The following is a 20,476-nucleotide window of genomic DNA, read 5'->3' as shown; positions in this document are numbered from 1 at the left end:
CGACCAGGTTTGGCGGGTTCACGCAACCATTTGTACAGCGTCCATCGCCCTGGATAACCAAGTTCACGGACGGTCTTGGTCACCGATTGAGTGCGCTTGTAAACCTGCAGAGCTCTGCGTCGCTGCTCCTTGGTGTATGAGCGGTTCATGATGGAATCCTCCAAGATTCCGTCCGCATCCCCTTTTGACCCTTAACCCTGAGGCAGCGGGGAGGCCGCACGGTGGGATGTCGTTAGATCGGGAAAACGTCACCAAGTCTTGCAAGACCGTGCATAGGTCAAATCTCTGACCTGTGTGTATGTGAAGGTGAGAACGATGTGCACTAACGAATTCCCGTTCTAGCGACACTCAAACCAACGGATAGCGACATTCAGTGGGCTGTTGAGGGGCTGGAGGCTAAGTTGGCGAGAGGCTGGCCTAAGCGCATTGAAGACGTTGGGATGCAGAGTGTTTGGAAGGTATAAAACCCGCCCCTGAACTGCCGATTTGTGTAAAGTATCGCCGGGTGGTTAAGCTAACTCAGGCTTCAAGCGATGCGGTTAAATTAAATCCGCAGCGTTAATGGAGTGATGCCCCCTTAGCTCAGTCGGCAGAGCGTTTCCATGGTAAGGAAAAGGTCGACGGTTCGATTCCGTCAGGGGGCTCTGTCATTTTATGCGCCCCGTCACGCGACGTTAGACACAGACCGTTGGCGGTCCGTAGCAAAGTGGCGACGATGGCGGTGTAGCTCAGCTGGTTAGAGCGCACGACTCATAATCGTGAGGTCGAGGGATCGAGTCCCTCCACCGCTACAAATTAAGACCAAGACCACCCGGTGATGTAAGTCGCCGGGTGGTTTTGCTTTTGCTGTCGCTACGCTCTGTGTCTCGCCTTAACCCGCCTGCCCTAAACCTGCGTGTCCCGACTCCGCAAGCCCCAGCACCCGCGCCCTATTTGGTCGCGCGGTCGTTATCCTGCTATTGTTTTTGAACGTTGCACTGAATGTGTGGCATGGAAGCTACGAGCCCTGCAAATGGGCACTGTGTTTCCTCGCTATCAGGATGTTGCTTCACCTATGTTGATCTGGTCGCGTACACTCGTGAACCAGAACTTCGATTAGGGGCGTGGCTCAATTGGCAGAGCAGCGGTCTCCAAAACCGCAGGTTGCAGGTTCAAGTCCTGTCGCCCCTGCACGATCTTCCTTGCAGGTACCTTTAAGGAGAACTTAGACGTGAGCGACGAGAGCAAAAAGACCGCAGCCGGTAAATCCGGCAATGGCGGCAGCCTTCGTCCGTCCGGCAAGCGTCAGGTGGCCGGTCAGGCCACCACGTCCCGCGCGGTCGCGAACTCCAATTCCAAGGCTCCGGAAGTTGTAAAGACCCGCAAGAACCCCTTCAGCGCCATCGTGGATTACATCCGCGGCGTGATTGCCGAAATGGGCAAGGTTATCTGGCCCACGGGTCGCGAGATGGTGAACTACACCATCATCGTCCTACTGTTCCTGATCTTCGTCTGCGCCCTTGTGGCCGGCACCGACTGGGCTGCTAGCTGGGGTCTGCGTCAGATCATGCGCTAACTTGTGTTAAGCTAGCGAACATCAACTTATATACCGCCTTCGCCGCCCGGCGATAGGCGGATTTTTAATGATGGAGGGTGCTTCCATGACCGAAGAGAACCAGAACAACAACCAGACCAGCGAGGCCGTTAGCGCAGAGAGCCTGGCCGCGGCCGCTCAAGAAGACGTACAGCAGGCTGTTGCTGAGGCGCACCAGGACGCTGCGGGTGCTGAGGCTGAGGGCGTCACGAATGATGACGCCGCAGCACCAACCACCGAAGGGGCCGAAGAAACGGCAAGCGCCGACGGCGCTGAGGCCTCCGAGGCTTCAGCAGCAGCCGAGGGCGGCGAGAGCGCTGAAGGTGAGGCCGAGCAGTCCGCAGAGGACGCTGCGATGGCCGCCTACAAGGCTCGCCTACGCCAGTTCATGCGTGCGCTGAAGAAGCTGCCGGGCGAGTGGTACATCATCCAGTGCTACTCCGGCTACGAGAACAAGGTGAAGACCAACCTGGAGATGCGCGCCCAGACCCTGGGCGTGGACGAGCAGATCCACGAGGTTGTCGTGCCTATCGAGGAAGTTGTGGAGCTACGCGACGGCAAGCGCAAGCTGGTGAAGCGCAAGCTGCTGCCGGGCTACGTGCTGGTGCGTATGTCTCTGGATGACGCCTCCTGGTCCGTTGTTCGCGATACCCCTGGCGTGACCAGCTTCGTTGGTAACGAGGGCAAGCCCACCCCGGTGAAGATCCGCGAGGTTGCGAAGTTCCTGTTGCCGCCGGAGACCGCGAAGCCGCAGGAGTCCGAGGATGGCGAAGAGGCAGCAACCGGTGTGGACGTATCCGCAACGGGTGTGGCCACCCCGCCGAAGCCGGCCAGCGAGCAGGTTGTGGTGGATTACGAGGAAGGCGAGTCCGTCATCATCCTGTCTGGCCCGTTCGCTTCCGTTTCTGCAACCATCAGCGAGATCGATGCCGAGAACAACCGCCTGAAGGCCATGGTCTCCATCTTCGGCCGTGAGACCCCGGTTGAGCTGGAATTTGATCAGGTAGAGAAGCTGAACTAGAGTTATGCAGGTTGTCCGTGGGCTTATGTTCACGGCGCGACACGCAAATTTTTCCATTTCCGGTGGCTGGTGAAATCCCGGCATCCGGTCGATGCGATTATCCCGTGCTTACCTGTGCTACGGGATCGCGTTGATAACAGAAAGTAGGTTTTAAGATGGCTAAGAAGAAGGTTACTGGCCTTATTAAGCTGCAGATCCAGGCTGGTCAGGCTACTCCGGCACCGCCGGTTGGCCCGGCTCTGGGTGCGCACGGCGTGAACATTGTTGAGTTCACCAAGGCGTACAACGCTGCTACCGAGGCTCAGCGCGGCAACATCGTTCCGGTTGAGATCACCGTCTACGAAGACCGTTCCTTCGACTTCAAGCTGAAGACCCCGCCGGCAGCGAAGCTGCTGCTGAAGGCTGCGGGCATTCAGAAGGGCTCCGGCGTTCCGCACACCGACAAGGTCGGCTCCGTTACTTGGGATCAGTGCAAGGAGATTGCAACCACCAAGAAGGAAGACCTGAACGCTAACGACGTTGAGGCTGGCGCTGCCATCATCGCCGGTACTGCTCGCTCCATGGGCATCACCGTCAAGGACGCTCCGCAGAAGTAATTCCCTAACCGGATTCACAAACCGTGGCAAGGCTGCTTGCTTGGCCTGCACCACAACTCCAACGAAACTAAAGATTGGATTCACTATGAGCAAGACCTCTAAGGCATACCGCGCGGCAGCGGAGAAGATCGACGCTGGCCGCCTGTACACCCCGCTGGCAGCCGCTAAGGCTGTCAAGGAGACCTCTTCCAAGAACTTCGACGCTACCGTCGATGTTGCTATCCGCCTGGGCGTTGACCCGCGCAAGGCCGACCAGCTGGTTCGCGGCACTGTTTCCCTGCCGAACGGCACGGGTAAGGAAGTTCGCGTTGTCGTCTTCGCCGAGGGTCCGAACGCTACCGCCGCCGAAGAGGCTGGCGCTGACGTTGTTGGCACCGCCGAGCTGATCGAGAAGATCCAGGGCGGCTGGACCGACTTCGACGCTGCGATCGCTACCCCGGACCAGATGGCCAAGGTTGGTCGTGTGGCTCGCGTCCTGGGCCCCCGTGGCCTGATGCCGAACCCGAAGACCGGCACCGTCACCACTGACGTTGCTAAGGCTGTCGCCGAGATCAAGGGCGGTAAGATCTCCTTCCGCGTGGACAAGGCTGCTAACCTGCACGCCATCCTGGGCAAGGCTTCCTTCACCGAGAAGCAGCTGGCTGAGAACTACGGCGCTCTGATCGACGAGCTGCTGCGTCTGAAGCCTTCCTCCTCCAAGGGCCGCTACTTCAAGAAGGTCACCATGTCCTCCACCAACGGCCCCGGCGTTCCGGTGGACAACACCATCGTGAAGGACTTCACCGAAGAGGCCTAAGCCTCGTTTTTCGCACCCTCGTTGCCTTCGGGCGGCGGGGGTGTTTTCTTTTGCCTGAGGATGGTTCAGGTGCCGGTGGGGTAGCGCGGGAGGGAGCTGCCACACCCGTTGTTTGAAAATGGTTCCCACTTCACTATAGTCCTAAATGAAAACTAGACCCATTGTGTTTTAAAGGACTTAATCTGGTGCGCACATCACCCCTCGCGGCACTCTCAGTCGCTCTTCTCGCAGGCTTCGCAGCCTTCCTCGGCATTGGTAGCCTCGGCCCGCAGTCCCTACCTGAGGCAAAGGCCGATTCTGTCACCCTGAATCAAGGGCATATTGACGCCTTCCACGTCACCTCCTCAGGTAAAGGCAACCTTAAGCTCGATCTGACCGAGGATGTCACTGGATCCCACGTGGCCCACGATCCGAACAACGTCACCTTGGAGGTCGGGGCGCACGCCTACGAGCCCCGCACCAAAGATGTGGCAGAGGTCGGGGTGCCGACCTACTTCCTGCCGCAGACCCAAGAGCAGGACCTGATTTGGCCGGGCTGGGATACGCAAGGCGTCGCACCGCACTACCAGGGCGTAAAGATCAACTTCAATCGCGTGTGCGGCCCGGGCCGAGTGTTCATGTGGAGCCAGGCGTTCGGCGGCGGCGCCACCCCGCTGCTCTCCGACGGGGTAGAAGTCAAGTCCGGCAACAGCATCAACCAGGCTAACCCCAGCCACGTCCACGCCAACTGGGGCTTCGAGCGCCCCGGCCGCTACTCCATGCAGGTGCAGGCCACCGCTGACGGTGCTGAATCGGAAGTGAAGACCTACACCTGGGTCGTCGGTAAGTCCGACCAGGATTCCAACGCCGACGAACCCGCCGAGGGGGCCACCCCGTGCGGAGGCGAGGACACAGACACTGGCGCCGGGGCATCGGACAACTCGAACAGCGGTGGTAACGCCAGCGGCGGCGCTACTGGCGGTGGTTCCGCTGGCGCCGGCACTGGGAACAAGGCCGGTTCTGCGGGCAAGGCTGGCGCCACGGGTAAGTCGAGCCCGGCAGGAAAGTCCAGCTCTTCCAGCAGCACTGCCAGTTCCACCGGCTCCGCGGGAACACAAGGCTCGGCCACCTGCAAGAAGGGCGAACCTGCCCTCCGCCCGCAAATTAAGGATGACCGTCAGCAGCCAGCCAAGTGGACCAGCCCCAGTGCGCTGAACTTCGGTCTAGGATCCGCCGCGAAGACGAACCTTCCACAGTCTCTCGGCCCTGTTGGAGCTGGTACCGCCTGGATGATCGGTGCTACCCAGTCCAACGGAGTGCCGTGGGTGGGCGTCAACACCATGCACCCGGACCTCCTGGCGAATACGCAAGGTGATGTCACCTTCAAGCTGACGTCCTTCAGCGGACCGGGCAGCATGTACGTCTTCGAACAAGGCAACCTGGGCCAGGTTGTGGGCAAGGAGTGGTTCAAGGCCAGCGGCGGGAATGCATCCGGCGCTCACGTGGTGCCGCGCAACTCGCACGTGCACCCGAACTGGGTTTTCTCTAAGCCCGGAACGTACAAGGTCGGCATAACCCAGACCGCCACCACCAAGCAGGGCAAGAAGATCAGCGCTCCCGCCACGCTGACCTTCACCGTCGGCGGCAGCGGCAACGCTAACAGCGGACACTTCGACTTCGGCGCGACCGTCACCACTGACGGCGACTGCGCCTCCGGTGCAGAAGGCGGTTCCGGCGCAGCAGGAGCAGGCGGGGGCGCAGCCGGTGGAGATGCCGGCACTGCATCCGGCGCCGACGGCTCCCTTGCCGATACCGGATCGACTTCCGCGATGTTGGCCCTGGCCATCGCCGGCGCGGGTCTAATCGCTCTCGGCGCAGGCGTGGTCTACATGTTGCGCACGAACTCTCTGTCTGCTGATTCGGTGGCGGCTCTTCGTTCGATGACGCCACCTCGATCCCCGGGCGCAAAGTCTTAGGGATGGGGCACGCAGCTTCATCGCGGCGGGGGCTTGCCAAATCCTTGTGCGCGAATGTCTGTACGGTGCTGCTCGCAGCGGGCTTAACTGGGTGCGCCGCGGCAGGTGGTGCGAGCTTGCCCAGCAGGGATGACGGCATCACGGATGTCGTAGCCTCCACGCCGATCATCGCCGACCTCGCCCGCCACGTCGCGGGCGACGCCGCCCGCGTGACCGCCCTGATTCCCAACACTGCTGATCCGCATACCTACGAGCTCACTTTGCGGGATGTGCGCAACCTTGCGAACGCGGACATCGCGTTCAACAACGGGCTGCTGCTGGAGCAGCAGTCGGTGCTGCGCACCATGGATAACGGAGTGCTGCCCGGCACGGAGGTCGTGGCTCTGGCCGACGTGGCCGCCAACCAGGGAGCCACCGTCATCCCGTTGGTGGAGAACATGGCGCTCGATACCGTCTGGTTGGGTCTGCGCGCCCAGGGGATCGGCGCCCGGCACGGCGGCTCCGCGCACTCCGAAGTGCACCTCAGTGTGACTGATGTGGAGGGGCCGGGCGATGCGGCGGCATACATCACCGGTACCTTCGGCCAGCCGGAGATCTTCTTCAATTCCCGCGATGGCTTCGATGCCTCCCGCGGGTACGAGGGCGATACGGCTACGCTGCCGGTCGACGCACACACCCACATGAGCTGGTCCTTTTCCAAACCCGGCACGTACTCCCTGCACTTAAGCGCATCCTTGGTGCCGGACGAGGGAAAACCGCCAGAGCACATTGCGGACCAGACCGTGCGTTTCAATGTGGGCACGGAAGACGGGGCGTCAAAAAAGATAGACAGCGGGCACTACGACATTGCGGTGAACGCCGACGACAACAGCATCAACCTCGTCGGCGATGGCGGCACGATCGACCCCAAAAATGCCGTGGTTAGCGTGCCTAACCAGACCTTGCAGCCGATCCCGGGCGACCCGAACTTCCGCTTTCTCGGCACGGCGGGCGACGAGACCTACCTGCTGCCCCAAGCGGTGCTGGGCAAGCACGTCCACGGCGAGCTGGATCCGCACCTGTGGCACAACGCGAAAAACGCGATGGCTTACGTGAAGGTCATCCGCGACAAGCTCATCGCCGTAGACCCTGAGCACGCCGCCGACTACCAGCAGAACGCTGCAGCTTATCTGGACGAGCTCGACCGCCTTGACCGAGAGATCAAGCGCCAGGTCGGCACTATTCCCGAGGCTCGTCGGCACCTGGTGACGGCCCACGACGGCTACGCCTATTTAGCTGACGCCTACGGCCTGGACGTAGCCGGCTTCGTCACCCCGAACCCAGAAATCGAGCCGAGTACACGGGACCTTGTGAGCCTGACCCGCACCCTAGAAAACCTGAAGGTTCCGGCGGTGTTTATCGAGCCGACGATGGCGGGGCGTACGCGCGAGCTACAACAGATCGCCGACCGGCTGGGCGTGAGTGTGTGCCAGATACGCAGCGACACCCTCGACGACACTGCGCCGACGTATGTGGACCTGATGCGGACCAATGCGGAATCGATGGCGAACTGCCTGAGTGGCGCATAGACCACTGGCGCGCAGGAACGACAACGACGTTTCAAGAACTAAGAAGAAAAAGAAGAAAAAGGATCAAACAGAACATGCGAAACACACGGATCAGGAAGTCCTGTCTAGCTCCCGCGGCCGCCGCACTGCTGGCCGGGGGAGTAGTAGTGGCGGGAGTGCCGGTGGCCCCGCCGGTAGCAGTGGCGCAGGCGCAGAGCCAAGCACAGGGCCAAGCACAGGACCCGGCGCTGCAGCAGACCGTGACAGACAAAGAGCAGCACGCTCCCGCGGGGACTTCGCACGTGTTTAGCCGCGGCCACGCGGACCTCGGCATGCGCCTGGACGGTGGCGAGTTGGACGTGCAGCTGCGCGACGATGCGGAGGAAAAGCCCATCTGGCGTGTGCTGGACGACGTGGTCTTCGACGTCTCCGACAAGGCCAAGCAGCAACTGCCAGCCGACAGTGGCTACGAGTTCACCGGCGCGCAGTCCGGCCAGGAAGTATGGGTGCTGCCGCAGACCGAGGTACAAGGCGTGCCATGGCTGGGCTGGAACACACAGTCCCCGGCACTGATCGCCCAGGCCAGCCGCGGCGTGACCATGGAGTATCTGGGCCACCAGGGTCCCGGCCAAATGAGCATGTTTCTGCAGGCCGGCGGCTTTGAACAGCCCCAGGAGCTGTGGAACTCCGCGCAGCCCACTCCGCAGGACCTGTGGGTGGATCTGAACACGCACACACACGCCAATTGGGTGTTCACCGAGCCGGGCGTGCACCGCGTGGCCATGGGTGTGCGGGTGAAGTTGAAGGATGGCTCCGAGAAGACCACCACGAAGGTTCTTAACTTTGCCGTGGGGGTGGACCCTTCCGAGGCACAGAACTCCAGCTGGGAGGGTGAGCTGCCGAAGGCAGGTGCTGCCGGTTCTTCTGGTGACGCCAACAGTTCCAACCCCAACAATTCCGCCAACGGTACAGATGCGAATGCCGACAACTCCGAGGAAGGCTCCGATGGCGGCAACTCTGCCCTGCCGTGGATCCTGGGCGGCATTGGCGTGGTTGTCGTCGCGCTGCTGGCCTTTGGCTTCCTCTCTCTGCGGAAGGGCGCCAAGGAGCGCAAGCGCGTCGAGGATGAACTATGGGGTCAGCTGAAGTGACCGCGCTGCAGATCGCGGATCTGAATGTCCGACTAGCTGGGCGGCAGATCCTCACCGACGTAAATCTCGAGGCACACCCTGGCGAGCTAATTGGCTTGCTCGGCCCCAACGGCGCGGGCAAGACCACCCTGATGCGCAGCGTTCTGGGCCTCATTCCGCGCACCAAGGGCAGCATTAAAGCCGCGAGCGTGGGTTATGTTCCTCAGCGCCACGAGTTCGCGTGGGATTATCCCATCGACGTTCGCCACACCGTGCTGAACGGTCGCGCGGGGCTGATTGGTCCGTTCCGTCGGTCGCGCCGGGCAGACTTTGCGGCCACTGCGCATGCGTTAAAGCGCGTGAACCTTCAGCACTTGGCGGACCGTCCCATCGGTCAGCTCTCCGGCGGGCAGCGCCAGCGAGTGTTGGTGGCACGCGCCCTGGCAGTGGAGCCCACTTTGCTGTTGCTGGACGAGCCCTTCACGGGCATGGATTTCCCCAGCATCGAGTCGCTGGTGGAGATCCTGCAGTCCCTGGCAGCCGATGGCATGAGCATCCTGATGGTGACCCACGATCTGGCGCAGGCGGTGCACGTCTGCGATCGTGTGGTGCTGCTGAACGGTCGCGTGGTCGCCGACGGCGCCCCGGACCAGCTGCAGAACCCCGAACCGTGGATGGAGACTTTCGACGTTCGCCCGGATTCGCCGCTGTTGCGGGGAGTGGGGTTGGTATCGTGATTTCCTTTTCCCAGTTCCTCGCCGACCTGACGAACCCCGCCCTGGCCTTCCTGCCGAAGGCACTGCTGGTGGCTGTTCTCTCCGCCCTGGTATGCGGTGTGATCGGCACCCACGTGGTATTGCGAGGCATGGCGTTCATCGGCGATGCGGTGGCGCATGCCGTGTTCCCGGGCCTGGCCATTGCCTTCGCCTTGCAGTTCTCCGTGATCGCCGGTGGGGCGTTGGCCGGCGCCGTGGTGGCCCTTCTGATCGCCCTATTTTCGCAGCGTAGGCGTGTGAAGGAAGACACGATCATCGGCATCTTCTTCGCCGCCGCCTTCGCCTTGGGCTTGGTGGTGATCTCGAAGGTTCAGGGCTATACAGCCAGCCTGAATAGCTTCCTTTTCGGCTCGATCACGGGCGTATCCAATTCCGACATCATCTTCAGCGCTGTCGTCGGCGCGGTCGTGATCCTGGCCGTGGCGGCGCTGCACAAGGAGATCGTGGCGGTTTCCGTCGACCGCGAAACCGCCGCTGCCATGGGCATCCGTGTACTGCTGATCGACGTGGTTCTCTACCTCGCCGTCACCGCCGCCGTGGTGATGTCTGTTCGCACCGTCGGCAACATTCTGGTGCTCGCGCTGCTGATCACTCCGGCCGCCGCCGCGCGACTCTGGACCGACCGACTGGTCGTGATGATGGCTCTGAGCGCCGTGATCGGCATGGTCGGTTCCTTCCTCGGCGTGTACGTGTCTTGGGCGATCGATGTGCCTACGGGCGCCACGATCGTCCTGGTCCTCACCGTTGTTTTTCTCTTTTCCTTCTTTGTGGCGACGCCCATTCGCGCCGCCCGGCAATCCAACAAACCCTCACAGGTGGTAGCTACTGATGCATAAAAAAGATGAACTCTTTCAGAAGCTGGCCAAGCGGCAGTTGGCTGAGCCTAAACTGCTTAAGCAGCTCAAACACAGCCAGAATAAGGCCGATCGGATGCTATGGGCAGCCAAGTCCACCCTGGCGGTATTGGGTGTGCTGGTGCTAACGGTGGTGGCCGGCGCCTGGAATGCGGCGTCACCACTTACCAGCGACCACCGCACCGCCGAGGTGTTGCAGCGAGCGCAAGCAACACCGACAGGGCATAAGCCTGGAACGACCAGCGACGGACCGACCGTCGGCAAGGACGTTAAGGATCCGGCAACCGGGAAAGCTCACGTGTGTGCGGGCAGAAAACTGCTGTACAACGCGCACGTGGATGCGGTGTACGGCACCTATAACAAGGGCAAGCCCGACGTGATGGTCGTCGACGGGCAGCAGCCCGTGCCCGCCGATAACGTCTGTCTGCGACTGGCGCCCGACGCGATTGATGGCAAGGAAGCCTCCCGCATCAAGGTGCCGAACAAGAAGGCGCTGTCCTTCCTAGGAAAGCCCGGCACGGTGCTTTGGTACGCCCCGCAGAATGCGGACTTCACTAACCAATGGCGCCCGATCTGGGCGGGGCTGGGGGCTTTTGACCCGGCGCATGAGCTTAAAGCGCCGACAGACTTTGCGGAGCCGAACCTGCACTTCCATATGAAGAAATTCGCTGGTCCCGGCGACATGGAGGTCTTCTTCCACAACTCCGGTACACCTACTCCGGAGCGCGTGCTGTCCACCAAGGGCGGTCTGAAGGACTACGACTATGAGGTCGGTGGGCACGGGCACTTCGGCTGGACGTTCTCTAAGCCGGGGCTGTATCAGCTGACGATGCAGTGGGACGTCAAAAAGAAGGACGGCAGCACGCTCAAGTCCGTGGAGCGCACCATCAACTGGCTGGTCGGCAGCGATAAGCAGGTGGGGCTGCCGGAGGGCACGACCACGGGGCTGAATGAGATCAAGGAGCCTATCGCGCCGCTGGAGCCGGGCACGCCGGGAGATCAAGATCAGCCTGAAGAGCCCGAGCAGCCCGAAGACCCTGAGCAGCCAGGAGAGCCCGAGCCAGGCGAGAATGAAACGCCAGGCGACGAGGAAGATCCGAGCGATGGCACCGACACTCCCGCGCCGACCTGCGAAGCCCCGCAGGAGATCTCCGACGACGAGGTCCGCAGCGAGGTCAACGATGCCTTCGGAGAGGGGCAGGAATCCGAGCGAGCCGTAATCCCAAAGGGGCACATGGACATGGGCGTGGGCACGACGGATGAATCGGACTCGGATCCGCATACCTTCCTGAAGGACGGCGCGGACCCGGCGAATGTGCAGGAGCGCGAGTCTGGAAGCTTTATTTTCCTAGTCAACAGCCCGAAGGCGAAAGTCGGAATTCCGGAAGGCTACCGGGAGGAACTGGGGGAGACCGCATACGCACTCCCGCAGGCACAGCAGGAGAACCCGGACGTCCCGTGGCTGGGCTTTTCCACCGAGCATCTGAACTCGGCAAAGAAGGGCGTGGACGTGACCATTAAGGACTTTGAGGGGCCCGGCCGAATGGTGACCCTGTCGGACAATGGGCTGGGTAGTGCGAGCCTGCGCCTGGATTCCGAGCACCGTGAGCACAAGGTCAGCTATGCGGTTGGAGCGCACGATCACCAGCAGTTCCTCTTCACCAAGCCGGGCGCTTACCGCGTAGTTTTCCGCTATCAGGGCACCGCGGTGGACGGCAAGAAGTTCGACAAGGAGCTGGAGACATTCTTCGTCATCAAGGATGCATGTGGCGACAGTGCCGGTGGGCCCGGGGATAGCACTGATCCCGGGGATAGCACTGATCCCGGGGACGGCACTGATCCCGGGGATAGCACTGATCCTGGGGACAGCACTGATCCTTCCGACACCGACACAAGTGGAGAAAAGTCCGGTCTCGAAGAGTTGCAGGAGTTTCAGAAGCACCTGGATAGCGAAAACGCGAAGCTAGGCAAGTACATGGATGAAATCGTCGGTGGCATCGAGGCGCTGCGCGGAAACCGCAAGGCACAGCAGAGTCCTTCCACCGGGGGAGCTGGCGGTGCCGGCACCAGTGATTCCTCGGCGGCAGGCGCCACTAGCAACAACTCTGCCGGCAAGAGTTCTGGTGGATCCCCCTCCAGCACCAACAACGCATCGGATAACCACAGCGCTGCTAGTGAGGCCGAATCCGCGGGAGCTAGTTCCAGTGATTCTGCCGGTTCGAATAGCTCCGGCAGTTCATCTGGGTCTGCCGACGGTGCTGCGGTCGCAAATGGTGGCGTCTCTGCTGGCGCCGCGGATACAGGTTCTGCTGGCACAGTGGACGGAGCTTCCGCTGACGGTGCGGCCGCAGATGGTGGCGAAGTAGACGCCGAGGGCGGCGCCGGTGGCATCCATCGCATCAACGCAGCCCAAGGGCAGAAGAATGCCGAAGGGGCCGACAATACGGATGACGCGCAGAACATAGCAACCGAGAAAACCGCCGTAGAGTCCTTTATGGATTCCCTTACCGGCGGTGGCTGGACGACTGGCTTCCTGCTGGGGCTGGGGCTGATGGGGCTGCTCGGCGGAGCACTCCTCTTCTTCGTAGCGGCCCGCAACATGCAGCGCGCCCACACCCTGCAGCTGCTGCAGGCCTACCGGGAAATCAGTCGTGACCGTGCGGAACAGGCCTATGCGGAGAGCGCCTACGCAGAAGACCTCCCCGCCGAGGAGGACTAAGGAAGGCTAGAGAAGTTTGGGACGGCGAGGAGCCTCGCTAGGCTTTCCGCCGCCCCGGCAGCCGGAACTCGCCCATCATCGGCAGCACCAACCCGCGCTTCATCGGGTGGGCGGCGCGGTAAGTAGCCGGGCCGTCTTCTCCCGGTTCCAGGGCCTCTAGAATCAGATCGACCACACGCGGCGAGTACAGCATCGCCAAGTGACCCGAAAGATCAAACGGATTGTCGTCCTGCACACTCAGGTTGCGCACCCGCGCGCCTTCCCCGGCGACCATCACCTGCTTCAAGCGAGGAGTCGCAATACCGTCGTACTTCGCAGTGATCATCGTGTAGTCCACACCCGGCGTAGTATCACCATCGCGGTTCAGGTGCTCGCCAAACTCACTGCCTAGGCGCTGGTCGATCGCCGCGCCGCCCAGGAACTTCTCCAGGAATCCCGCGAGCTTGTTGTTCGGGTCGATCTTGTCGCCCAGAGTCGAGATGCCCGAGAGGGTAGTGCCGTGGTGCGCAGGTCCCACGCCCACCAGCCGGTCCACCTTGTTACGCGCCACATCCGCCCGGTCGGCGCCGCCGGAATCGGAAAGGTATAGCCGCGCCTGCGCCACGCCTTGCGAGTGGCCGACCAGGTTCACCTTCTTCGCACCCGTGCGCTCGATCACCTCGTCGATGAAGGCCGCCACCTCCTTCTGGGAGGTGCGCAGGAAGTTGTTGGCGTACACGCCCGGCGCCTTGCCTGTAAAGGCAGACCGGTCTTTGCCGTAGTTCACGGCAAATACTGGATGACCTGCCGCAATGAGGTGCTTGGCCACGTAGTCCCACGTGTTATATGCGTTGAGCCACGTGCCGTGGATCAGCACCGTCGGTGTCTTGCCGTCTAGCGGTGTGTCGAACTTATTGACGCCCTCCGGCAGTGGATTGTCGCGTCGCAGGCTGGATAGGAACTTCGGGATGAATGCGTCCATGAACCCCAAGGCTAATCAAATCCGCAGCCCCAGTTTTGGAAACGAAATAATTTCTCGCGCAGGGTGGCGTCAGAAAGAAAAACAGCGATTTGGAGGAAAGGGAGGCAGGGGTGTAACCTCCTTCGAGGAAGTTTGACTAGATCAACAACGAGATCAGCAACGTCAAGTTTTCACCGAAGACCGTCGGTCATCACCGTCCGCGCGAACCTTAACTGGGGAGAGTGGGCAGGAGATTGAAGGATCATCGTCATAGATGACGGCCCACGCAGGTAACACGATTAGACGTTCGGATCGGATTCCAGCCCTAGAAAGCCGGGGATCCTACGAATGCGCCTTGTGCTTCTTGCGTAAAACGCCGGAAACGCGAGGCGCTTTGTCGTTTATGTACAGTGTTGCCCTTCAACAATGATCGTCGGTGGACGTACTGCAAAAACGTACACCGTAAACATCAGGAAGGAGGCGAGAGTATGGCTAATCCGAAGAACACCGCTTCGCTGGAAGAGCTCAAGGCACGCTTCGAGCAGGCACAGTCCACTCTGTTGACCGAGTACCGTGGCCTGTCCGTGGCTGAGACCACCGAGCTGCGTCGCGCACTGGGTTCGGACGTTACCTACTCCGTCGCCAAGAACACCATGATCAAGCTGGCTGCACGCGAAGCCGGCATTGAGCTTGATGAGTCCCTGCTGACCGGTCCTACCGCAATCGCATTCGTCAACGGCGAAGCCGTGGACGCTGCGAAGGCTATGAAGGACTTCGGCAAGGATCACAAGAACTTCGTGATCAAGGGTGGCTACATGGACGGTGCCACGATTGATGCAGCTCAGGTTGAGGCAATCGCCGAGCTGGACAATCGCGAAACCACGCTGGCCAAGCTGGCCGGTGCCATGCAGGGTTCCTTGGCAAAGGCCGCAGGCCTGTTCAACGCACCAGCATCCCAGGTTGCACGCCTGGCCGCTGCACTGCAGGAGAAGAAGGAACAGTAAGTTCCCTCCGCTCATACATAAGACATAAAACACTTTGCCGGCCGGGCCACCAACACTTTCCGGCCCACCGGCACAACTACGAAAGGATGCCATCATGGCTAAGCTCACCAAGGACGAGCTCATCGAGGCTTTCAAGGAAATGACCCTCATCGAACTGTCTGAGTTCGTTAAGGAATTCGAAGAGGTCTTCGACGTCACCGCTGCTGCTCCGGTTGCTGCCGTTGCTGCTGCTCCGGGCGCTGAGGGCGGCGCTGCTGCTGAGGAGAAGGACGAGTTCGACGTCGTTCTGGAGGACGCAGGCGCTAAGAAGATCGGCGTTATTAAGGTTGTCCGCGAGATCGTCTCCGGCCTGGGCCTGAAGGAGGCTAAGGAGCTGGTTGAGGGTGCTCCGAAGGCTATCCTGGAGGGTGCTTCCAAGGACGACGCTGAGGCTGCTAAGACCAAGCTGGAAGAGGCTGGCGCAAAGGTCTCCCTCAAGTAAGCTCGCCTTACTTTCCGCGCTTCGGCCTGGCGCCGAATGCGCAGGCAAAACAAAGCCGCTGGGAATCACATTTCGTGATTTCCGGCGGTTTTTTGTTGTCTTGCTACGCTTAAGTGACCAATATCGAATCGTGTGCCCAGCCCTCCGGGCGTACGGGTAGCTAAAACTGATCTAAATGCAGATGGTGGCAGAGAAGTGACGAATAATAAGGGCTCCGGCAAAGGCCTCTACATCCTGGGTGCGCTCGGTGCACTGATTGGCGTAGCGTTGATCACTGTGGGCGTCATGCTCCCAAAGGTTGTATCGAACGACAAGGCCGTGCCTCTAGACCTGGCCGCGACAACGCTTACATTGAACGACCCCGCCGCGGTGATCGGTCCGAACTACCAAGGGCTTGACGGTAAAGAGGATGTGACGGCGCCGGTCAACCGCCAGTTCAAGATCACGCTCGAGGAGCCCGCCACCGACGATGAAGCCAGCGCGCGCGTCGGTGTGACCACCGCTCGCACGGACGTGGAGGACGACCTGGAATCGCTGCTGGACGCACAGGTCTGGAGCTTTACCGTGGATCGCCGAACAGGCGAGGCGAAGGGGGATGCGAAGGTCTCGGACACTCCCGCTACCCCGGCCACCGACGGCGAGATCGCCGGTTATTGGGCCAAGTTCCCTCAGGGCACTGAGCAGCGCTCTTATGACTATTTCGATATGACGCTACGTCGCGCACTGCCTGCGGAGTTCACCGGTACTCGCAATGTCACCACCGCTGACGGGCGCGAGCACGAGCTGTACGTCTTCCGCCAAGAGATCCCGGCAACCTCGGTGGCCAAGGAGTACGCGGGAGTGCGCAACACCATCACCGTTGAAGGGGAGGACGGCAAGCCGCAGCGCGCCCAGTTGTTCCACGAAGGTTGGCGCGAGCTGACGGTAGAGCCGAAGTCCGGCCTGCTGGTGAGTGTGGAAGAGAACGTGAAGGACACGTACCGGGATGGCTCCGGTAAGGACGTGCAGAACCTGCTGCAGTTCCACGGCAAGACTCCGCAGCGGGTGACGCAGTCCATGCTGGATCAGGCCATGGAGGTTAGCGGGCAGCGCCACACCGATAAATGGGGGGTTGCATTGATTGTCGCGGGTGTTATTGTGGCAGCAGCATCCGTGGTGTTGGTTCTGTGGCGGCGCGCTAAGCGTAGGGCGGAGCGCCGGAATGAGAGCCGGGCAGAGAAGCAGCCTGAGAGCCCGGCAGAGGAAGCCTAGACATTCGCGCAGCGATGCTATAGGATAGTTCGTTGCGCTGGATTTGATTTGTTGAGCTATCGGCTACAACGAAACGACTACAAAGCTACGCAGAAGTGATGTGAAGACATTACACATGAAGCAGACTTTGCCAAACGAGCCAAAAAGGCCATTTGACAAGGTCGTTTAGTCGTTTCTGCGTGGGGATAGTTTGGCAGGGAAAATCCAACTAAATCGACCATCACGAGACCGTACACACACAATCACGATCGCACACTACAGCTCCACCACGTAGTGTCGACCGATGTTGTGCTGGAAGGACCCATCTTGGCAGTCTCCCGCCAGACCAGCTCAGTGGCCGGAATTCCCGGAGCTCCGCAGCGACACAGCTTTGCGAAGATCGACGCTCCGATCGAGGTTCCAGGCCTTCTTGACCTCCAACGAGAGTCCTTCGCTTGGCTCGTTGGCACGCCTGAGTGGCGTGCCCGCGCCCAAGCAGAGGCAGGGGAGGATGTCCGCATCATGAGCGGACTCGAGGAGATTCTCGAGGAGCTCTCTCCGATCGAGGACTACTCCGAGAACATGTCCCTCACCCTGTCCGAGCCCCGCTTCGATGACGTTAAGTCCACCATCGACGAGGCGAAGGATAAGGACATCAACTACGCGGCACCGCTGTACGTGACCGCGGAATTCACCAACTCCATGTCTGGTGAGATCAAGTCCCAGACGGTCTTCATCGGTGACTTCCCGATGATGACCGACAAGGGCACGTTCATCATCAACGGCACCGAGCGTGTCGTTGTCTCCCAGCTTGTCCGTTCCCCGGGCGTGTACTTCGATGCCTCCATCGACGCCTCTACCGAGCGTCCCCTGCACTCCGTGAAGGTGATCCCTTCCCGCGGTGCATGGCTGGAGTTCGACGTGGATAAGCGCGACACCGTCGGCGTGCGCATCGACCGTAAGCGCCGTCAGCCGGTCACCGTGCTGCTGAAGGCCCTGGGCCTGACCACGCAGGAGATCACCGACCGTTTCGGCTTCTCCGAGCTGATGATGTCCACCCTCGAAAAGGACGGCGTGGACAACACCGATGAGGCTCTGCTGGAGATCTACCGCAAGCAGCGCCCGGGCGAGTCCCCGACGCGCGACTCCGCGCAGGCTCTGCTGGAGAACTCCTTCTTCAAGGCGAAGCGCTACGACCTGGCCAAGGTCGGCCGCTACAAGGTCAACCGCAAGCTGGGCCTGGGTGGCGACACCGATGGCGTGATGACCCTCACGGAAGAGGACATCCTGACCACCATCGAGTACCTGGTGCGCCTGCACGCCGGTGAGAAGTCCATGACCTCCCCGGACGGCACCGAAATCCCGATTGATACCGACGACATCGACCACTTCGGCAACCGTCGTCTGCGTACCGTCGGCGAGCTGATCCAGAACCAGGTTCGCGTGGGTCTGTCCCGCATGGAGCGCGTTGTGCGTGAGCGTATGACTACGCAGGATGCGGAGTCCATCACCCCGACCTCCCTGATCAACGTTCGCCCGGTCTCTGCGGCTATCCGCGAGTTCTTCGGCACCTCCCAGCTGTCCCAGTTCCTGGACCAGAACAACTCCCTGTCCGGCCTGACCCACAAGCGCCGCCTGTCTGCGCTGGGTCCGGGCGGCCTGTCCCGTGAGCGCGCTGGCCTGGAGGTCCGCGACGTTCACCCGTCTCACTACGGCCGCATGTGCCCGATTGAGACTCCTGAGGGTCCGAACATTGGTCTGATCGGTTCCCTGTCCTCCTACGCTCGCGTGAACCCGTTCGGCTTCATCGAGACCCCGTACCGCAAGGTTGTGGACGGGCAGATCACCGACGAGGTTTACTACTTCACTGCGGACGAAGAGGACCGCCACGTGATTGCTCAGGCGAACACCCCGTTCGACGAGAATCACCGGTTTACCGAGGAGCGCATTGAGGTTCGCCTGCGCGGCGGCGACGTGGAGGTCGTCCCGTACACCGAGGTGGACTACATGGACGTGTCGCCGCGACAGATGGTTTCCGTGGCAACCGCTATGATTCCGTTCCTCGAGCACGACGATGCTAACCGTGCACTGATGGGTGCCAACATGCAGCGTCAGGCTGTGCCGCTGCTGCGCTCCGAGGCTCCTTTCGTGGGCACCGGTATGGAGCTGCGCGCTGCTTATGACGCCGGCGACATGATCATCGCGCCGAAGGCAGGCGTGGTCGAGTACGTCTCCGCCGACTACATCACCGTCATGGACGACGAGGGTGTGCGCGATACCTTCATGCTGCGCAAGTTCGAGCGCACCAACCAGGGCACCTGCTACAACCAGACGCCGCTGGTGGACGAAGGCGACCGCGTTGAGGCTGGCCAGGTTCTCGCCGACGGCCCGGGCACCGACAACGGTGAGATGGCACTGGGTAAGAACCTGCTGGTTGCCTTCATGCCGTGGGAAGGCCACAACTACGAGGACGCCATCATCCTGAACCAGCGCATGGTTGAGGAGGACGTTCTGACCTCGATCCACATCGAGGAGTACGAGATTGACGCCCGCGACACCAAGCTGGGCCCGGAGGAGATCACCCGCGACATTCCTAACGTGGGCGAGGACGTCCTGGCTGACCTGGACGAACGCGGTATCGTCCGCATCGGCGCGGACGTCCGCGACGGCGACATCCTGGTCGGTAAGGTCACCCCGAAGGGTGAAACCGAGCTGACTCCGGAAGAGCGCCTGCTGCGCGCCATCTTCGGTGAGAAGGCCCGCGAGGTTCGCGATACCTCCATGAAGGTGCCGCACGGCGAGACCGGTAAGGTCATCGGCGTTCGCGTGTTCTCCCGTGAGGATGACGACGACCTGGCCGCAGGTGTGAACGAGATGGTTCGCGTCTACGTTGCCCAGAAGCGCAAGATCCAGGACGGCGATAAGCTCGCCGGTCGTCACGGCAACAAGGGTGTTGTCGGCAAGATCCTGCCGCAGGAGGACATGCCGTTCCTGCCGGACGGTACTCCGATCGACATCATCCTGAACACCCACGGCGTGCCGCGCCGTATGAACATTGGTCAGGTTCTTGAGGTGCACCTGGGCTGGCTGGCTAAGGCCGGCTGGAAGGTCGACCCGGACTCCCAGGATCCGAAGATCCAGAAGATGCTGGAGACCCTGCCGGAGGAGCTGTACGAGATTCCGGCGGACTCCCTGACCGCCACCCCAGTGTTCGACGGTGCTTCCAACGCGGAGCTGTCTGGCCTGCTGCGTTCCTCGCTGCCGAACCGCGACGGCGAGCGCCAGGTCGACGACTTCGGTAAGTCCAACCTGATCGACGGCCGCTCCGGCGAGCCCTTCCCGTACCCGGTTGCAGTGGGCTACATGTACATGCTGAAGCTGCACCACCTGGTCGACGAGAAGATCCACGCTCGCTCCACTGGTCCTTACTCCATGATTACCCAGCAGCCGCTGGGTGGTAAGGCACAGTTCGGTGGCCAGCGCTTCGGTGAGATGGAGGTGTGGGCAATGCAGGCATACGGTGCCGCCTACACCCTGCAGGAGCTCCTGACCATCAAGTCCGACGACGTGGTTGGTCGTGTGAAGGTGTACGAGGCGATCGTGAAGGGCGAGAACATTCCGGATCCTGGTATCCCAGAGTCCTTCAAGGTCCTTCTGAAGGAGCTGCAGTCGCTGTGCCTGAACGTTGAGGTTCTGGCCGCCGACGGCACCCCGATGGAGCTGTCCTCCGACGATGACGATGAACTGGAGAACGCTAACGCGGCTCTGGGCATCAACCTGTCCCGTGACGAGCGTCCGGATGCTGACATGGACGTCAGCTAGGGCGTTGACGACCCTAAACATCTGACTTTCGT

15 protein-coding genes, 3 tRNA genes and 1 pseudogene are annotated in these 20,476 nt (G+C 61.3%); 17 read left to right on the top strand and 2 right to left on the bottom strand.

Translation table 11 applies throughout. The features are described from left to right. A pseudogene (locus tag JQ46_RS11585) lies at positions 1 to 149 on the bottom strand (IS3 family transposase); the annotation flags it as partial. Positions 150 to 571: 422 nt separating this feature from the next. Here JQ46_RS11585 and JQ46_RS05590 point away from each other — a divergent pair. From JQ46_RS05590 to JQ46_RS05530, 13 genes are all read left to right on the top strand, one after another. Beyond that, a tRNA-Thr gene (locus JQ46_RS05590) sits at positions 572 to 644 on the top strand. A 73-nt stretch (positions 645 to 717) separates the two neighbouring features. After that, positions 718 to 791 (top strand) — tRNA-Met (locus tag JQ46_RS05585). 306 nt (positions 792 to 1,097) lie between these two features. Then, positions 1,098 to 1,170, top strand: a tRNA-Trp gene (locus JQ46_RS05580). A gap of 40 nt (positions 1,171 to 1,210) precedes the next feature. Next, the gene (gene secE / locus JQ46_RS05575; RefSeq protein WP_034986243.1) at positions 1,211 to 1,555 is read left to right on the top strand and encodes a preprotein translocase subunit SecE; all 345 of its coding nucleotides are present in this window, start codon (positions 1,211 to 1,213) and stop codon (positions 1,553 to 1,555) included. 85 nt (positions 1,556 to 1,640) lie between these two features. Beyond that, positions 1,641 to 2,594, top strand: a complete 954-nt coding sequence (gene nusG / locus JQ46_RS05570) for a transcription termination/antitermination protein NusG (protein ID WP_051876263.1) — start codon at positions 1,641 to 1,643, stop codon at positions 2,592 to 2,594. A 155-nt stretch (positions 2,595 to 2,749) separates the two neighbouring features. Continuing rightward, positions 2,750 to 3,190, top strand: a complete 441-nt coding sequence (gene rplK / locus JQ46_RS05565) for a 50S ribosomal protein L11 (RefSeq protein WP_034986238.1) — start codon at positions 2,750 to 2,752, stop codon at positions 3,188 to 3,190. 85 nt (positions 3,191 to 3,275) lie between these two features. After that, complete coding sequence (gene rplA, locus JQ46_RS05560; protein ID WP_005292043.1) at positions 3,276 to 3,986, top strand: 50S ribosomal protein L1; 711 nt, start codon at positions 3,276 to 3,278, stop codon at positions 3,984 to 3,986. Positions 3,987 to 4,171: 185 nt separating this feature from the next. Then, positions 4,172 to 5,941 carry a TIGR03773 family transporter-associated surface protein gene (locus JQ46_RS05555; protein ID WP_034986237.1) on the top strand — a complete coding sequence of 590 codons (1,770 nt, stop codon included), beginning with the start codon at positions 4,172 to 4,174 and terminating at the stop codon, positions 5,939 to 5,941. 116 nt (positions 5,942 to 6,057) lie between these two features. Beyond that, positions 6,058 to 7,509 carry an anchored repeat ABC transporter, substrate-binding protein gene (locus JQ46_RS05550; protein ID WP_034986235.1) on the top strand — a complete coding sequence of 484 codons (1,452 nt, stop codon included), beginning with the start codon at positions 6,058 to 6,060 and terminating at the stop codon, positions 7,507 to 7,509. 74 nt (positions 7,510 to 7,583) lie between these two features. Continuing rightward, positions 7,584 to 8,639: a choice-of-anchor M domain-containing protein gene (locus tag JQ46_RS05545; RefSeq protein ID WP_034986234.1), complete on the top strand. Its 1,056-nt coding sequence runs from the start codon at positions 7,584 to 7,586 to the stop codon at positions 8,637 to 8,639. Then, complete coding sequence (locus JQ46_RS05540; protein ID WP_051876262.1) at positions 8,621 to 9,355, top strand: anchored repeat-type ABC transporter ATP-binding subunit; 735 nt, start codon at positions 8,621 to 8,623, stop codon at positions 9,353 to 9,355. Before JQ46_RS05545 ends, JQ46_RS05540 begins: the two co-directional genes overlap by 19 nt. Further along, on the top strand, positions 9,352 to 10,230 hold the full coding sequence (locus JQ46_RS05535) for an anchored repeat-type ABC transporter permease subunit (protein WP_034986230.1): 879 nt from the start codon (positions 9,352 to 9,354) through the stop codon (positions 10,228 to 10,230). Before JQ46_RS05540 ends, JQ46_RS05535 begins: the two co-directional genes overlap by 4 nt. Further along, positions 10,223 to 12,967 (top strand): choice-of-anchor M domain-containing protein, encoded by a 2,745-nt coding sequence (locus tag JQ46_RS05530; RefSeq protein WP_034986228.1) that lies wholly within the window; start codon positions 10,223 to 10,225, stop codon positions 12,965 to 12,967. The genes JQ46_RS05535 and JQ46_RS05530 overlap by 8 nt, the downstream gene beginning before the upstream one ends. 37 nt (positions 12,968 to 13,004) lie before the next feature. Here the strand turns inward: JQ46_RS05530 and JQ46_RS05525 are convergent, their stop codons facing one another. Beyond that, on the bottom strand, positions 13,005 to 13,928 hold the full coding sequence (locus JQ46_RS05525; protein WP_034986226.1) for an esterase/lipase family protein: 924 nt from the start codon (positions 13,926 to 13,928) through the stop codon (positions 13,005 to 13,007). 467 nt (positions 13,929 to 14,395) lie between these two features. On the opposite strand from JQ46_RS05525, the gene rplJ reads away from it, so the two are divergent. The 4 genes from rplJ to JQ46_RS05505 all read left to right on the top strand — a co-directional run bounded on the left by rplJ (position 14,396) and on the right by JQ46_RS05505 (position 20,444). Beyond that, the gene (gene rplJ, locus JQ46_RS05520) at positions 14,396 to 14,911 is read left to right on the top strand and encodes a 50S ribosomal protein L10 (RefSeq protein ID WP_005292022.1); all 516 of its coding nucleotides are present in this window, start codon (positions 14,396 to 14,398) and stop codon (positions 14,909 to 14,911) included. Positions 14,912 to 15,005: 94 nt separating this feature from the next. Continuing rightward, a complete protein-coding gene (rplL, locus tag JQ46_RS05515) occupies positions 15,006 to 15,392 on the top strand; it encodes a 50S ribosomal protein L7/L12 (protein WP_011274179.1) in 387 nt (128 codons plus the stop codon). Positions 15,393 to 15,587: 195 nt separating this feature from the next. Next, positions 15,588 to 16,643: a DUF3068 domain-containing protein gene (locus tag JQ46_RS05510; protein WP_034986224.1), complete on the top strand. Its 1,056-nt coding sequence runs from the start codon at positions 15,588 to 15,590 to the stop codon at positions 16,641 to 16,643. Between the two features lie 288 nt (positions 16,644 to 16,931). Next, positions 16,932 to 20,444, top strand: coding sequence for a DNA-directed RNA polymerase subunit beta (locus JQ46_RS05505; RefSeq protein ID WP_034986240.1), 3,513 nt, complete (start codon positions 16,932 to 16,934; stop codon positions 20,442 to 20,444). Positions 20,445 to 20,476 lie beyond the last annotated feature (32 nt).

Source organism: Corynebacterium jeikeium (genome assembly GCF_000738175.1).
GTDB lineage: Bacteria > Actinomycetota > Actinomycetes > Mycobacteriales > Mycobacteriaceae > Corynebacterium > Corynebacterium jeikeium_C.
Note: the sequence above shows the minus strand (reverse complement) of the source record. Positions and strands in the feature narration are given on the sequence as shown.

What these genes read in the sequence shown, in the direction of transcription:
- rplL (WP_011274179.1), top strand. Translation starts at nt 15,006, where the DNA reads ATGGCTAAGCTCACCAAGGACGAGCTCATCGAGGCTTTCAAGGAAATG.
- rplK (WP_034986238.1), top strand. Translation starts at nt 2,750, where the DNA reads ATGGCTAAGAAGAAGGTTACTGGCCTTATTAAGCTGCAGATCCAGGCT.
- JQ46_RS05545 (WP_034986234.1), top strand. Translation starts at nt 7,584, where the DNA reads ATGCGAAACACACGGATCAGGAAGTCCTGTCTAGCTCCCGCGGCCGCC.
- nusG (WP_051876263.1), top strand. Translation starts at nt 1,641, where the DNA reads ATGACCGAAGAGAACCAGAACAACAACCAGACCAGCGAGGCCGTTAGC.
- JQ46_RS05525 (WP_034986226.1), bottom strand. Translation starts at nt 13,928, where the DNA reads ATGGACGCATTCATCCCGAAGTTCCTATCCAGCCTGCGACGCGACAAT.
- rplJ (WP_005292022.1), top strand. Translation starts at nt 14,396, where the DNA reads ATGGCTAATCCGAAGAACACCGCTTCGCTGGAAGAGCTCAAGGCACGC.
- JQ46_RS05530 (WP_034986228.1), top strand. Translation starts at nt 10,223, where the DNA reads ATGCATAAAAAAGATGAACTCTTTCAGAAGCTGGCCAAGCGGCAGTTG.
- rplA (WP_005292043.1), top strand. Translation starts at nt 3,276, where the DNA reads ATGAGCAAGACCTCTAAGGCATACCGCGCGGCAGCGGAGAAGATCGAC.
- JQ46_RS05540 (WP_051876262.1), top strand. Translation starts at nt 8,621, where the DNA reads ATGGGGTCAGCTGAAGTGACCGCGCTGCAGATCGCGGATCTGAATGTC.